Consider the following 14480-nt stretch of genomic DNA (forward strand, 5'->3'; position numbering starts at 1 on the left):
CCCTTTGATTATCGGTTGTCTGTATTGCGATCAGGCACATGTGCAGAACCCATCCAATAGGAAAGAACCCATGCACAGGTCAGACCGATTGAAATGATGGTGCCAATCGCATTGACCACCGGCACGGAACTTGTCGCCAAAAGACCGAATGCCAGAATGCTGCTGATCAAGGACAGGAATACTGCAAAGCGGGTTTCATCCTGTTGGCCATGATGTTGGCTTTCCGCCGTGAAAATCGCGTAATCAGCCCCGATGGCAAAGACCAGAAACAGCGCCATCACGGCAAAGAAATTGACCGTCACACCAACGGCATATGCCCCGATAACGGCCAGCAATATTGCGATCAGCGGTGCGGCGAGAACACTTAATCCCCCCAGTATTCCGTACCGGATGATGGCAAGGATACCCGCCGCGATCAGGGATGCGGCAAGTGCCAGGACCGCCCAGTTGCGATACTGCCCGAATTGCGCTGTGATCGTTTCACGCGGATTGATCAGACGGGCAGAGTGAATGTCAGCAATCGCATTGCGGATGGCATCAGGGTTTTGAACGGCATTGATCCGCATAATGTCAGTTTCCCCCTGTTGCAAATTCGCAAGACCGGGAATGCTGGCAAGGAGGCCCTGATCTGGTTCAAGGAAATCGGACGGGGTGTCATCGGTGCTGATTTTAAATGGCAGGGCAGCCTGCAATTTTGCGCCGTACGGATCGACTAATTCTGACGCCACAAGATCACGATTTTCGCGCTGACGGTTAATCGATGGAATGACATCGGCCAATCCAAACAAACTGCCGACAACACCATCACGCAGGAACGGTTCCAGTGCAGTTCTCACTGCCTCGGCTGTTTCAAGGCGATCCTGAACATTGTCACCATCAATACGGATGAATTGCAGGTTGCCCCCCATTCCCAGAGTTTGACCAATGATACGGGCATCGTTGATCAAGGCGGCATCGCCATGCCCAAGGGCTGCGATATCATCATTGGCGGGCAGGTAAACCGCCATAGCAACCAGACCAAGGATTGCAGCGGCAAGGATCGACAAACGCTGTGCAGGACCAATGCGGACTTTCAGCAAGGCGTGATTGATCCGTTCATATAATACCCGAACCGGCGACTGGTTGCGGACATCGCGGCATGGCAGAACGGGCAGGATCAGAACCACCGTGGCATAGGCAGCAATCAGTCCGGCAATCGAATAAAGCGAAATCTGCGCAAGCAATATTGTTGGTGTCACGGCAAGGGCTGCAAATCCGCAAGCCGTCGTCAAAAGACCCAGCCGCAATCCGGGCCTGATCTGTGCCAGTCGGGCGCTGGCAGTTCCGGTCGAACTTGGCAGGACCAGATAATGCAGCGCGTAATCAATGGATATCCCGATCAGACTGGCTCCAAAAACCAGTGCGATGGCATGGATGCTGTCAAAGACAACAACAAGGGCGGTGATACCGGCAAGCAATCCGCTTCCGACGGTCAAAAGCGTTGCGACCAGTGGAAGGGCGGACATAAAGACGGCGATGACCATAATGACAACGCCGGTGGTGGCGATGATCGCGATGCGCTGAACATCGTCGCGCGCGTGTGATGCCTCGGATACCGCAAAGAAAATCTGGCCTGTTTTGGCGATATGAAGTCCGGTATTGGCGGTCAGCGTGGTGGTGATGGTGTCATTAACCTGACTGACCCAGTTGGCGTCCTGTCCGTTGGAACGCACATCCTTTGGAAGGGTCAGGATGATCGGGGTTGCAAACTGTTCGCCATCCATCACCAAGCCAGATTGTCCGATTTTAGCACCAAGGTCGGACAGGAAGTCCGGCAGAAGCGAAAAGGGATCACTTTTAAGCGACTGGGCGCTGATCAAAGATGATGGTGAATAAAGGTTCTGTAAGGCGCGTTGAAACAGTCGTTTGCCATCGCCCTTGATCAGGGCATCGCGATCTTTTTGCGACAACAGCCCATAGGCGTGTTTTTGATACAGCGCATAAAGCGGCTGGGCATCGCCGGTTTCAAAACCGGGAAGACTGACATTTTGGGTGCCGTCAATGGCGCGCAGCTTTTGGGCCAGTTCCTGGCTTGTGTTTTCAAGCGCATCGCGTTCGCTGTGCGACAGCATGATAATGGCCTGATTGGCATCCTGCGCCAAAAGATCGCGGACAATATTAATATCGGAAAGCTGTTCCGAGCTGGTGTTTGAACTGCTTTCCTGCCCGATAAGGGACAGGATATCACCGTCAATACGGCTATGATTTGCGCTGATCTTCCAGATGGTGACGATCCCCATCGCGATCAGGCACATTGTCCATATGACGGCGCGCATTTTCATTATTGCGCCTGACCGGACAAAAGGACTGCAATGTCATCGGGCAAAGGCAGCGGGGCATTTTCCTGATTGCGCAGTGTGATTTCATCATAGTCGCCCGATGGCTTTTTAATCGTCACATGTTCCACAAACTGATCCCCGGATGCGGTGATTTTTGCGATCTGACCAGCGATCGGAAGATTGGCAAGCGGTGTCAGTTCCACCTGCCATGAAGACGTGGATACAGCGTTTTCGGGGGGGATTTCAGAAAGTGTGAAATGCCCCGAAAGCGCATCCCAGTTTCCGGCAAGAACCGCAGAAATCAATGCAATGAATTGATGAAACTGTGCACCGCTTGCGATCACTTCGCGACTGCCATCATCAAGCATACGCATGATCCCGCGGTCGGTCATGATGGTGGTATCGGGAAACGGTTCCTTGTTCTGCCAAACCAGCCCGTCTTTGGGGGACAGGGTAAAGGCACCACTTGAAACAAGGGGCTGATCAAACCCGTTCAGATACCTATCAAGGCGAAATTCCCCGCCCAGATATTCATCCGCGCCAATCGGTTGCAGGGCAGATATCGCTACATCATCGGCCCGTGCCGATGACAATGGCAGGATTGCCGCTGTCAGGACAAAGACAGCAACAGGCATGAATATCTGTCGCGCGATGTGACGAAGCTGCATCATTTAAGGGGTTCCAGCTTGCTGATCAGGCATTCCGGGCTGGCAAACAACATCTCGCCGGTCGCCTTTTCAACGGCAACCTGAATGGTAAAGCCCTTGGTCAGCTTTTCGCCGGTTTTGGCATCGGTGATCAGGTAATCGATTTTAAGGCGGTTCTCATATTCCTTGAGCGTCGCCGTAATGCAAATTTCCTGTCCGAACCGGCATGGGCGCACATATTTGACCCGCATATCGACCACCGGCCACAAGTAACCACTTTGATCCATTTGCGGGTAGTTATAGTCAATCTGATCCAGAAGCGCACAGCGGGCATTTTCAAAGAACTGCACGTAATTGCCATGCCAGACCACATTCATCGGATCCAGATGATAGAACTGAATGGTTTCGGTGACAGATGCGGCTATCATGCGATGTCCCCGTCATAAAGCGTCCAGTGGCGGCTCTGAATACGGGAAATCACCAAACGCAAAGTGGCTTCAAGCGGCTGGTCTTCGTCAATAAAGCCGATATCGTGCTTTAACTGGTCGATAAAGCGGATCATATCGGTACCAAGTTGCTTTTGCGTGATCTCGCCCGATATTTCGCGCAGGCGGATGGCCTGAAGGGCTGCGATCAGGTTGGCGGCAACCACCTGTTCGGTCAATTGCAGGACACGCAGGCAATCGCGCGCAGCAATCGTGCCCATGCTGACCTTGTCCTGGTTGTGGCATTCGGTGGAGCGCGAAAAGACGCTGGCCGGCATGGTTTGTTTCAATGCCTCGGCCGTCCAGGCCGATGCGCCGATCTGTACGGCTTTAAGGCCATGATTGATCGATGCCCGTTCCGCATTCGATCCCGAAAGGTTGGACGGCAAACCATGATTGAACTTGGTATCGACCAGAAGCGCCATCTGCCGATCCATCAGATCGGCAAGATTGGCGACCAGTGTTTTCATGCCATCGGCAACAAAGGCGATGTGCCCGCCATAAAAATGGCCACCATGCAAAATGGTGTTCTCGCCTACATCAAGCAACGGATTGTCATTGGCGCTATTGAGTTCGATTTCCAGCGTCTTACGGAAAGTCGGCATCATGTCGGCCAGCACGCCAATCACATGCGGCGCACAGCGCAAAGAATAGCGGTCTTGCAAACGGGCCGGTTCGAAATCATCGCCAAGATGGCCAAGGTCCCCTTCGATCCATGCCGCGATTTGCGCCTGTCCGGGATGGGGTTTGGCGGCAAAAAGCCGTTTGTCGAAATGTGCCGGATTGCCAAGCAGGCCGATGCTTGCCATTGCGGTGATGCGGCTGGTCAGCTTGCAAAGATATTGCGCCCGGACAAAAGCCTGACACATCAATGCGGTCATGACCGCCGTACCATTCATGATGGCAAGGGCCTCTTTGGGGCGCAGGACAAGCGGAACCAGTCCCGCCTGATCAAGCGCATCCCTGGCCGTGGTTTGGGTGCCGCGATACAAAACGTCGCGTTCCCCGATCAGGGCGGCGGCAACATAGGAAAGCGGGGTCAAATCGCCTGATGCACCGACCGATCCTTCTTCGGGGATCAGGGGCGTAATGTCATGGGCCAAAAGAGCAGTCAGTTGATCAAGCAGATCGACACTTACCGCGGAATAGCCACTGCAAAGAGATGCCAGGCGGACGGCAAGAACCGCGCGGGCCTGATCGGCGGACAGGATATTGCCAAGACCACATCCGTGAAAACGGCTGAGATGCAAGGGCAGCTCGGCCACCAGTTCCGGCGGTACACGGCGCGATACTGAATCCCCGTAGCCGGTCGTAACACCGTAAATATGGCCATGTTCCCGCAACTCGCGATCAAGGAAATCCGCGCCATTTTGAATGCGGCTGCGGAATTCCGCATCACCAGACAGCACAGGTCGGGCGCGTTGCTCGGACAGGACAATCACATCTTCGATTGTCAGATCGTTCTCGCCGAAAATGATATTGATGTGATTATTGGTCATTATCTGCCTTTTTCTTCGCCCAGAAGTCATAGAAATTGAACCATTGCAGGGGTTCATTAACAACAATCTTTTCAAGCCATTGCGCATATGCGCCGGCATAGTCGGTAATTGCCTGTTCGCGGGTGGCGCGTGGCAGGATCATTTGATCTGCCAGTTTGTGCCACGCGATGCGGAAACTGTTGCCCGAACGCCATGCCGCGGCCGAGAAAACCGGGCATTGCAGCAGATAGGCAAGGATAAACGGCCCTTGCGGGAATTGCGCATCATCGCCAAGGAACGGGACGGTAACGGTTTTATCGCGGGCCCCGATGGCAATCCGGTCGGCTGCAATCACCACCCATTCGCCGCGCTCAACCCGTTCACGAAGCATCATCGCAGTATCCGGGCCGATATCGGTGACTTCAATCAGGTCGACCTGACTTTCCGGTGCGAATTTTTTAAGGACACGTCCAAACCGGGCGGCATTTTTTTGATGGAGCAATACATTGACGCGAAAATCGCGATCCCGGCTGGCGATGGCACGGACAAGCTCCATATTGCCGAAATGCGATACCAGCAAAACGACCGCCTGATTGCGTGGCAAATAGTCAAAAAGACTTGTCGCATCATCAGGAAGCGCAAGGTTTTTCTGGGATAACTTGCCACTCCAGGCTGCGATCTTATCAAGCGCGCTTTCGCCGAACCGCACAAAATGGCGAAAAACATTAAGGCGTGTGGGTGCGATATCTGCCCCGGCCTTTCGGGCACGGGTCAGAAAATCATGCGATGCCCTCCGGGCGTTATGTCCGGTCAGATAAAAATAGAAAATGATCGGCAACATGATCGCCAGACAAAAATGGCGACCGCAATATCGATAAACCAGACCAAGAAACCGCATTCCGAAATAGATGCCGCGTTCATCAATCTCGGCCCAATGTTCGGATTGCGCCGTATCGGCTGTTGGTTGCGGTGGTCGGGCAAATCGACCGCCCCGCAGGATAAAGCCAGCCAACCGCCAGATCATCCCGAAGACAAGTCGGGTGTGCATCCAACTGATCAGGACATTGTCCTTCCACATGCGGAAGTTCGATATGTTGCCTTCGGGATAGGTGACCCTGGTCGGGATATGGATCACCGGAACCCCGCGCCAAAACAGGCGGACCATCAGTTCGGTATCAAAATCCATTTTTTTGCCAAGACCTTCTTCGCGCCAGACGGCAAGGCAAGGCTTAACCGGATAGACGCGAAATCCGCACATGCTGTCACGGATGGCAAATGACAATGTTTCGATCCACACCCAGACATGTGTGACCCAGCGGCCAATCTTGCGTCCAGTCGGGATGCTGTCATCATAAATCGGAAGGCCGGTTACAAGGGCATCCGGGTTGCTTTGTGCTGCTGCCAGCATTTCCGGGATGCGATCAAGGTCATGCTGACCATCAGCATCAATCTGGATGGCGTGGCTGAAACCGGCCTTGTGGGCAATTTCCATGCCGGCCATAACCGCAACACCCTTGCCGCCATTTTGTGGCAGATGATGACAAATCACCCCATTTTCAGGATCGTGCAGGCTTGCAACAACCTGTCGGGTTTGCGCATTTGATCCGTCATCGACAATAAAGACGCAAAGCCCGCGGGCACGGATCGATGCAACAACATCGGCCAGAACCGCATGATGATTGTGGGTCGGGATCAGCGTACAAATCTTCACGCGACGTCATCCTGCGCAATGTCTTGCGGCTGCAATTTCAGTGTTCCTGAACTGTGCAGATCAGCGCCATCGGATTGATAGCGGAACTTCAAACGCGGAACGGATGGGTCATATTCAATTTCAAGAGTGATGATATCGGCGGGGGTAATCGGTTTGCGGAATTTAAGCTGACTGACTTCGCAGACCTTGCGCGATGATCCAAATGCCGATGCCCCGAAAAGGGCTGCCCAATGAAGTTGAATGACCCCGGGCAGGATCGGTTGTCCGGGGAAATGCCCCTTAAAGCAGGTCATGTCAGCATTGAGTTTCAATGTCATTGAAACAGAGTTGCCATCGCGCGTTTGTGCCGAAACGGTTGGCAATTCGTTGCCGGTATCAGCAAAAAGGGCGCGCAACAGATGCAGGGGCTTTTTGCCCTGACTATCGGTGGGAAGGGCCTCAACAAACCGCCAGCGTTGTGGCAATGCGGCGTCATCTTCAAACCGTGCAAGGTCGCGGCGCAAAAGGCGCCCCATGCGGAAACGCCCGCGTTTGTCGAGTTCGGCCTGACCTTTCAGGGTCAGAACCGCAACAACGGCCAGTCGCTGGTCGTTATCCTGCGCCAAAAGTGCAACCGCATCTTCAATCAACTCGCTTTGACGCAGATGTTCTTCAACCGCGACAAGGGAAACCCGCTTGCCTTCGATCTTAACAACACGATCGGCCCGTCCCTTAAGGACAAAGCTGTCATCGGTGTGAATGATGGCGCGATCCTGTGTTTGATACCAGTCATCTCCGGCGACATGGCGGGCACGGACACGTAAACATCCATCCTCGTTCAAACCGGCTTCCAACCCAGGAAGCGGTTTCCACGGGGTGTTTTCATCATGCTGCTGGCGCCAGGCAATCCCGCCTGTTTCCGTGCTGCCATAAATTTCGGTCGGGCAGACACCAAGGGCCTTTGTAACGGTCTTGGCGGTTGGCAAATCCAGTGGCCCCCCCGAACTCAGGATAATGGCCGGACGCGGTGCATGGATCAGATCGGGGTGAAGGTTTTTAAGCTGTGCCGGGCTTGTAACCAGCATATCGCCATCACGCAGTTCGGAAAGAACCATGTCCCAGAACGGTGCGGGTTCCGCACGGGTAATTTGCCGGTTCATGACCGGCCAGATCACCCGGAAAATCAGCCCGTAAATATGTTGATGCGACACAAGTCCGATGATCCGGGCCCCCTCTTTCAGAAGCGGGCCCCACAGTGGGGACTGGGTCGCAATTTCGTCCTCGATCTGGGCAAGAGTTTTGGTGATCGGCTTGGGGGCGCCGCTTGAACCCGACGTGAAAAAGATGGCTGCGCAGGATGCGGCATCCGGTATCTGGTCACTCTGATCATGGTTCAATGCGTTTTCGTCCGCATTCCCCAGAAGCTCGATAATTCTGGCGTCATCAAGATGGCAGTCGAACTGTTGCCCGATTTCATCGAGATAGCCGGCCCTGTCGGTTGCGGGCAGGATCGCGCTGGAACCCGATCGCCAGACAGCGGCCAAAGCAATCATAAACAGGCGTGTGGATTGGCAATAGATCGAAATCCGTGATCCCGCATCAAGCATCGAGGAAAGCTTGCCGATATCGGTCTGAACGCGAGCAACATCAATCACCTTTTCATTTTCAAAAAACAGAGGTGTTTCTTGATTTGTGGGGGCATTGAGGTTTGAGAAAAAAACGCTCATGCGTTCTCCTGACGGGGGGCTTCGGATGATTTGCGATCATGGCGTGCTCGCAAAATGCGTCTTACCGGCCATTCCCCCACGAACAGAACACCAATCAGAACATAGGATAGCAAGCCGTTATAAAGCGTCCATGTTTCAATGCTGGCAAAAAGGGCCGTCCATGCCGCGATACAGCCGTTCGCGATGAAAAAGCCAACCCATATGCCGGTCAGTTTGCGGGTATAGCCAATGGCATAGGCATCAAGTTCACCCGATCGCAAACGCGCAAACCGTTCGATCATCGGCATGCCCGAAACAAGGGATAAGCCAAACAGGGTCGCAAGTGTGGCGCTGACAATGACCGGGTAAAACCGGATCGCAACCAGTTCGCTGGCGATACCTGCAGAGGCAAGAATAATGGCGATGAACAGAAAACTTGCAGCTTGCGCACGTTTACCGTTGCCCAGAAACAGGCCCGCACGCACAAGCACGGCGACAATCAGCAAAACAAGAATCAGACGCGGCGAAAAGATCGAAAGCCCGAAATAGACCAGTACCGGATAAGCAGCGCCCAGTATCGCAAGCAGAATGGCAATAACGCGATTAGGAGCTGACCAGGTCATGAATCTTCTCGACCACGTCATCGACGGTTCTGACCGATTTGAATTCAGTGGCGGGAATCTTTTTGCCGGTAAGTTCCTGGAACTTCACGATCAGGTCGACGGCATCGATGCTGTCAAGATCAAGGTCTTCCATCAGGCGGGCGTCAGGCGTGATATCTTCGGCCGGAACTTCAAACAGTTCGACCAGATAGTGTTGCAACTGGTTATAGACTTCGTCGCGACTATGCATGTTCACGAACCTTTCTCAGCCTGAATGAATTTCGCCAGATTCTGTACGGACGCAAAATGCGTTTTGACGTTTTCATCTTTGGCATCGATGCGGACATCATACTTTTTCTGAAGCGCAACCCCGAGTTCAAGCGCATCAATCGAATCAAGGCCCAAGCCATCCACAAACAGGGCTTCGGCGCTGTCGATGTCTTCGACCTGCACATCTTCGAGATTAAGGGTCTCGATGATGAAGGCTTTAAGTTCTGTTTCCAGCGAAGTCATATTTCAATCTGCTCAAGAAGTATTCTTTGATAAGCCGGGTCAACGCACGTGATTGTTTGGCACGTGGCAACTCGGAATCATGAATATCGCTAAATATTATTGGTGGATCAACTTCCAGCCGGTATTGGATTTTTGACGGCGGAATTCGATACCACGGGACCCCTTTTTTCAAGGTGTCGTGATTACAATGTACAACCACAGGAATCAAGTCGGCTTGTGTCTCTATCGCAATGTTTGCGGCCCCGCGCTGAAGCTTTCCTAACTTGTGGTTTGGCGGGGTTCGTGTGCCTTCGGGAAAAATCATGATGTTTGCACCGGCTGCCAGATGATGACGCGCCTGCGTGATCAGGTTTTCCGGGTTGTCATCATTGCGAATAAAGCCCGCCGCACGCACAACACCAAACAGGAACGGATTGCGAAACAGTTCGTGCTTGACCACGCACTGGCATCGATCCATCCGCGACAGGATCATCACGACATCAAGAAGTGTCGGATGATTGGCGATGATCAAGGTGCCCCGCGCATTGTGTAACCGTTCAAGGTTAAAGGCCTGTACGCCCGCAACCCCGGTAACATCAAGCATCCATGCAAAAAGCCGAAACCCCCGGCAAATCACAAACTGGGCATATTGGCGGCGTTTGCTGCGATTGCGCAGGATCACCATCATGGCCGGAAAAATCGTCAATGCCATGAACAGGCCACCAAGGCCAAAGCTGCAAAAGGCAAATCCGGTGGCAAATAAACGCCAATACCAGTTCAGTCCGTGAACCGGTTCCGGGCGGGATGGTGTCGGGGCCAAAGTCTGTTCAGTCATGTCGCGAAAGTACCCAGCCGGTTGTTTTACCGGTCATATTGATTTGCGTTGATGGCGATGTCAGGAACGCAACCAGTGCCTTTGCCTGATCAAATGGTGTGGTCGTTGCCGTTGACGTTTTCTGGCGATCTTCGGCAGTCATGTCCGCGAACGTGAACACAGGTTCCATACCCGGATTTTTGTCCGTCGCCGCTTCAAAGCGAATGGCAAGCGCCATTCCGACGTCTGATTGTTTGACGTGATCTCGATAAATTTCGGGCAGGGGAAGATCAACAAAACACAAAATCACCGGCCGCGGGTCGGTTGCCAGTTGTGCCAGCGTTTCAGTCAAGGCGGAAACAAGGCTGTCATTTCCCGCGGAAATTGCCGTGTGGCTTTCGGTGATTGACCAGTTGATCGATGCAACACCGATAAAGGCGTTGTGAACCGACATGCTGAAATCAGCGGGCGACAAGGCATCGTCTGTCGCGACTTGATGAAGCAATTTGACCGTGCGTTCGATATTGCCGTGTTGTGAACAAAACACGATGCGCGGGTTATCTGCCCCGTCAAGGGCGTGGGTCAGAACCTCGGCGGCAGCACGACCAAAAAGGTCAAGTCGCCGCCGCCAGGCCGGTTTTATGCTTTGCGCCAGTTTGGCCGGATCCGATATTTCAGTCGCAATCTGGGCATCTGCGTTGCGCTTTATCGTCAGTGAGGACTGACCATCGGTATGTTCCCAAAAAGCCCATCCGGGCATGCGGGCGCAAAGCAACGTCATCTTAAATCCTAGTTGGCAAGTGCGGCACGGGCTGAAACCGCACGCAGGATATCCTGTCTCAGATTATTTACCCAACGGTTATAGTTCCGATGGATCTGAGTGCCATTATAACCAAGATTGGTGCTATCGGCGTAGATGATCGAATACTTCTTTTGATCAAAGGCGATCATGACTTCCGCACTGTGGGAGCGCGGGGCATAAGTTGCCTTCAACTGGCCTTCGCCTTCGCGCTGAACGATCCACTCGCGTGCGGACGCAGCATCAATGATGGTTGCTTCGATTTCCTTCATGCTGAGTTTCTCAACATCGCTTGGGAAAGGCTGGTTCGAGAAATTCTGAACGGTTGCATTACAAGCGCCAAGTGCGACGAGGACGATGGCAACTGCTGCAAGTTTCAAGCTACGCATATTGATCTGCCTTGATTCTTTGGTGAAAACGAATTCAATTGATCGCGTTGATTGTCGGCCGAAGAATGTGATTTTTATGAATTCGACCGTGCTCATGTGACCAGATTTCAGCAATAGTGGATTGAGCTGGTGGGGACAAGTACCACTTTCAGGATGCGTCGGGCAGGGCCAATCGAACCGTCGGTCTATTGCGATAGGACGGTGTTTGGTGTTGTGCATGTCCTTAAAGAATATCAAGACATGCGAAGGCCTCCCCGTCAGGAAATGTCGGTGGCAGCGCATGATATTCTTTCCGGGCTCGCCAAGATGATTTTTGAAGGGCGGGAAGGGATGGTCACCAAGGATCAGAATGGCCGCCCATGGGTGACGCTTGGCGATCAGTCTTTGGCAGCCTCAATCAGTCATTCTCGGAATGTTGTTGCTGTGGCCTTGGCGACGCGCCCTGATCTGACGGTTGGAATTGATATCGAATATATTGATCTGCAACGGCCCATCGCCGAGCTGGCTGCGCAGATCGATATGTCAGCATCAATTGATGTGCATGGGTTTTACGAAGGCTGGTGCCAGTACGAAGCACTTTTCAAGGCAACAGGTGTTCTTGATCCTGATCAGCAAAAACACCTGAGCCCGCTGGCAGAGATTTTGCTGGATGTCCCTGCTGATTTCACCGGAAAACTGGTTGTTTGCAGTGGCTAAGGTCGGGGGTGGGCGTGATATCGTTCACATGGCCGAGTCTGCCCGATTTGCAAAAAAAAAATCTTCCTCAGTTCTGGCGGCTCTTGAGAAGGGGCTGATTTAGGCCATCTTTTCGGTCATTTAGTGATCGGTTCGCTTTGTGCCGGCATTTGGTCGAGTTATGGTGTTAAGGTATTGTATTTAAAAGATTTATCTCGAATTTCCCGCGGCGTTCTATGGTTTGGCAAGCTGGTTGTTTTGATTTTCTCAAAAAAAAATGGGCTGACGGGTTGCGTTCTTCGGAATTTGAGACATTTTCCGCTTTAGAAAATGTGTGCTTTCCAGTACAGCTCACATTTAAGTGACCAATGGTCACTATTGTCGCTTGCAACTGTTCTGTGCTATGCATGCGATAGGGGTAATGGGGAATCGTCTGGTGCATTTCTGGCACCATTGGAAAAATGGGTTTGTGGATGTCTGACCGGATTATCAAAGCACAGGATATCGGGGAAGATAAAGGTGATGAGGCATCGGTATCATCATCAGAAATGACAAACCATCCAGATATGGAATTGGATCGGGATATGGACGCCAATTATTGTTTTGCGGATATCTATGTACGCAATGCCCCCAGCTACCTTCAAGGTGTTCTCGGTACTGTGCAGGAACCGGTTCACGGTGAACTGCGTGATGCAAACAAGGGTCTTCTGGCCTTTGAGGACGGGGTTTGCGAAATCTCTGCCAGCTCGTCATTCCTGACCGTTGCGATGTCGGCATCGGACGGCGAGGGACTTGATCAGATCCGCGGTTATGTCGAAGAAAAATTGCGGAGCCTGTCTGATCACCAAGTGATCGAATTTGACTGGCGTAAACATTGACCGTTGGTCATTAATTTTCGGGTTGATGGTTGTTTGGACCATTCGCCCCCTGCGCGTTGCGCACCCATACAGGCACAAAGACGAGATGGTCTTTGTGCCTGATGTCGTTCTGGGAAAGGTAACCTGTTCGCGGTTTGGGTTTTGTCTCTGGCGGCGACCGGTTTCGGCTGGGCATACTGGTTCTTGATCGCCCTGGGGCTGACCCAAACGGTTAACCGTAGCGGTAAAGCTCTGCTCTTAGGTGTTCGATCATGGATGCGGCATCTGCAAGCTTCTTCTCTTCGCGTTTGCGGAGTTCGCTATGTCGGCTGAGATTGCATAGATTGATCAGGTTGAGAAACCGAAGAGCGCATATCATCTTGAATTCCTGATCGTGCAGGCGGTCGATGATCTGTTTAAGGCGGTTTTCTGACGTCATATTTATTATCTCCATAGAAGGTCAAGGGAACGTGATCTGTTCCGTTCTTATTTAGGAGAGGGCGTCATATGGCCGTGCAGTTTCGCGGCTTCTTCACATTGCAACAAATTGATCCCGCGCCCCGCGGACCACGCGGGTAATGTAATCGGCAACTGCCGCGACACTCCTTGTATCCTTGGTGTCGGGGTGCTGAAGCATCCAGTAATTGCGGGTAAAACGGATTTCAGGTAGCAGGCGGACAAGGTCCGGTTCGCCCTGGGTGGCGTAATCATGCAGGATACCGATGCCATGGCCGTGGCGAACGGCCTCCATCTGGGCAACCACGCTGCCGCATTCAAATCGGCGCTTCATCAGTTTGCCAAGGCGGGCGGCATAATCAAGCGCGCGGCTATAGATCAGGTCTTCGATATGGGTGACAAATAACCGGTCTGACAGATCTGCTTCGGTCCTTACATCCCCATAGCGTTCTATATAATCGCGGCTGGCATAGACACTTAGCGTATAGTCGGTCAGTTTCTTGATCACCAGACGCCCCTGTTTCGGGCGATCAAGGGTGATCGCAATGTCGGCTTCGCGCTGTGACAGGGAAAATGTCCGTGGAAGCGGCACAATCTGGATCACCAGATCAGGGTTTTGTGCCGCAAAGTAAGCCAACTCACTTGCCAAAAAATAATTCCCCAATCCATCGGGGACGCCAACGCGTACCGTGCCACTGATGATTTCAGACTGGTTGGATACGGCGGTTCCGGCACGCAGAAATGCAGATTCAGCGGCCTCTGCCGCCGCCATCAATTCCCGTCCTGCCTTGGTCAGTTCCGACCCGGTGGTGCGCCGGTCAATCAGTTTGGTGCCCAGTTCCTGTTCAAGTGCGGTGAGCTGGCGACCAACTGTCGCATGGTTAAGGCCAAGCTGGCGCGCGGCGGCAAGAATCTGCCCCTGTCTGGCAACAGCAAGGAAGATACGGAAACGATCCCAATCCATGGCAGTAGATGACCTTTGATGACTTTAATTTTTGCACATCGAATTTGCAGGAATGATAATTGATGTGCATCGCAGTGCATAGTCATAATGGGCCTACTTTGCCGATCA

The 14480-nt window shown here is 52.9% G+C and carries 16 protein-coding genes; 2 read left to right on the plus strand and 14 right to left on the minus strand.

Going from position 1 to position 14480, the window contains the following annotated elements; translation table 11 throughout:
* Nucleotides 1-8 precede the first annotated feature (8 nt).
* The 12 genes from TH19_RS14045 to TH19_RS14100 are packed head-to-tail and all read right to left on the minus strand — an operon-like array spanning nt 9 to nt 11420.
* On the minus strand, nt 9-2321 hold the full coding sequence (locus TH19_RS14045) for an MMPL family transporter (RefSeq protein WP_114102992.1): 2313 nt from the start codon (nt 2319-2321) through the stop codon (nt 9-11).
* Nucleotides 2321-2989, minus strand: coding sequence for a LolA family protein (locus TH19_RS14050; protein WP_114102993.1), 669 nt, complete (start codon nt 2987-2989; stop codon nt 2321-2323). The genes TH19_RS14045 and TH19_RS14050 overlap by 1 nt, the downstream gene beginning before the upstream one ends.
* Entirely contained in the window at nt 2986-3393 is a 408-nt protein-coding gene (locus tag TH19_RS14055; protein ID WP_114102994.1) for an acyl-CoA thioesterase, read from the minus strand. Before TH19_RS14055 ends, TH19_RS14050 begins: the two co-directional genes overlap by 4 nt.
* Nucleotides 3390-4949 (minus strand): HAL/PAL/TAL family ammonia-lyase, encoded by a 1560-nt coding sequence (locus tag TH19_RS14060; RefSeq protein WP_114102995.1) that lies wholly within the window; start codon nt 4947-4949, stop codon nt 3390-3392. The genes TH19_RS14055 and TH19_RS14060 overlap by 4 nt, the downstream gene beginning before the upstream one ends.
* Entirely contained in the window at nt 4939-6639 is a 1701-nt protein-coding gene (locus TH19_RS14065) for a glycosyltransferase family 2 protein (protein ID WP_114102996.1), read from the minus strand. Before TH19_RS14065 ends, TH19_RS14060 begins: the two co-directional genes overlap by 11 nt.
* Entirely contained in the window at nt 6636-8345 is a 1710-nt protein-coding gene (locus TH19_RS14070) for an ApeI family dehydratase (protein ID WP_114102997.1), read from the minus strand. The genes TH19_RS14065 and TH19_RS14070 overlap by 4 nt, the downstream gene beginning before the upstream one ends.
* The gene (locus TH19_RS14075; protein WP_114102998.1) at nt 8342-8947 is read right to left on the minus strand and encodes a COG4648 family protein; all 606 of its coding nucleotides are present in this window, start codon (nt 8945-8947) and stop codon (nt 8342-8344) included. Before TH19_RS14075 ends, TH19_RS14070 begins: the two co-directional genes overlap by 4 nt.
* Entirely contained in the window at nt 8928-9176 is a 249-nt protein-coding gene (locus TH19_RS14080) for an acyl carrier protein (protein WP_114098135.1), read from the minus strand. The genes TH19_RS14075 and TH19_RS14080 overlap by 20 nt, the downstream gene beginning before the upstream one ends.
* A 2-nt stretch (nt 9177-9178) precedes the next feature.
* Nucleotides 9179-9439, minus strand: a complete 261-nt coding sequence (locus tag TH19_RS14085; RefSeq protein ID WP_114102999.1) for a phosphopantetheine-binding protein — start codon at nt 9437-9439, stop codon at nt 9179-9181.
* Complete coding sequence (locus TH19_RS14090) at nt 9414-10253, minus strand: lysophospholipid acyltransferase family protein (RefSeq protein WP_114103000.1); 840 nt, start codon at nt 10251-10253, stop codon at nt 9414-9416. The genes TH19_RS14085 and TH19_RS14090 overlap by 26 nt, the downstream gene beginning before the upstream one ends.
* Nucleotides 10246-11013, minus strand: coding sequence for a beta-ketoacyl synthase chain length factor (locus tag TH19_RS14095; RefSeq protein ID WP_114103001.1), 768 nt, complete (start codon nt 11011-11013; stop codon nt 10246-10248). Before TH19_RS14095 ends, TH19_RS14090 begins: the two co-directional genes overlap by 8 nt.
* An 8-nt stretch (nt 11014-11021) precedes the next feature.
* Nucleotides 11022-11420, minus strand: a complete 399-nt coding sequence (locus TH19_RS14100) for a hypothetical protein (protein ID WP_147250768.1) — start codon at nt 11418-11420, stop codon at nt 11022-11024.
* A 270-nt stretch (nt 11421-11690) separates the two neighbouring features.
* On the opposite strand from TH19_RS14100, the gene TH19_RS14105 reads away from it, so the two are divergent.
* Entirely contained in the window at nt 11691-12116 is a 426-nt protein-coding gene (locus tag TH19_RS14105; RefSeq protein WP_147250769.1) for a 4'-phosphopantetheinyl transferase family protein, read from the plus strand.
* A gap of 452 nt (nt 12117-12568) precedes the next feature.
* Entirely contained in the window at nt 12569-12973 is a 405-nt protein-coding gene (locus TH19_RS14110; protein WP_181846426.1) for a DUF2218 domain-containing protein, read from the plus strand.
* 211 nt (nt 12974-13184) lie between these two features.
* Here TH19_RS14110 and TH19_RS14115 read toward each other — a convergent pair whose 3' ends face one another.
* Together TH19_RS14115 and TH19_RS14120 are read right to left on the minus strand one after the other, a co-directional pair.
* Entirely contained in the window at nt 13185-13391 is a 207-nt protein-coding gene (locus tag TH19_RS14115; protein WP_147250770.1) for a hypothetical protein, read from the minus strand.
* A 93-nt stretch (nt 13392-13484) separates the two neighbouring features.
* Nucleotides 13485-14372, minus strand: a complete 888-nt coding sequence (locus tag TH19_RS14120) for a LysR family transcriptional regulator (RefSeq protein WP_114103006.1) — start codon at nt 14370-14372, stop codon at nt 13485-13487.
* Between the last annotated feature and the right edge of the window lie 108 nt (nt 14373-14480).

Source organism: Thalassospira profundimaris (assembly GCF_003326675.1).
In the GTDB taxonomy this organism is placed as follows: Bacteria; Pseudomonadota; Alphaproteobacteria; order Rhodospirillales; family Thalassospiraceae; genus Thalassospira; species Thalassospira aquimaris.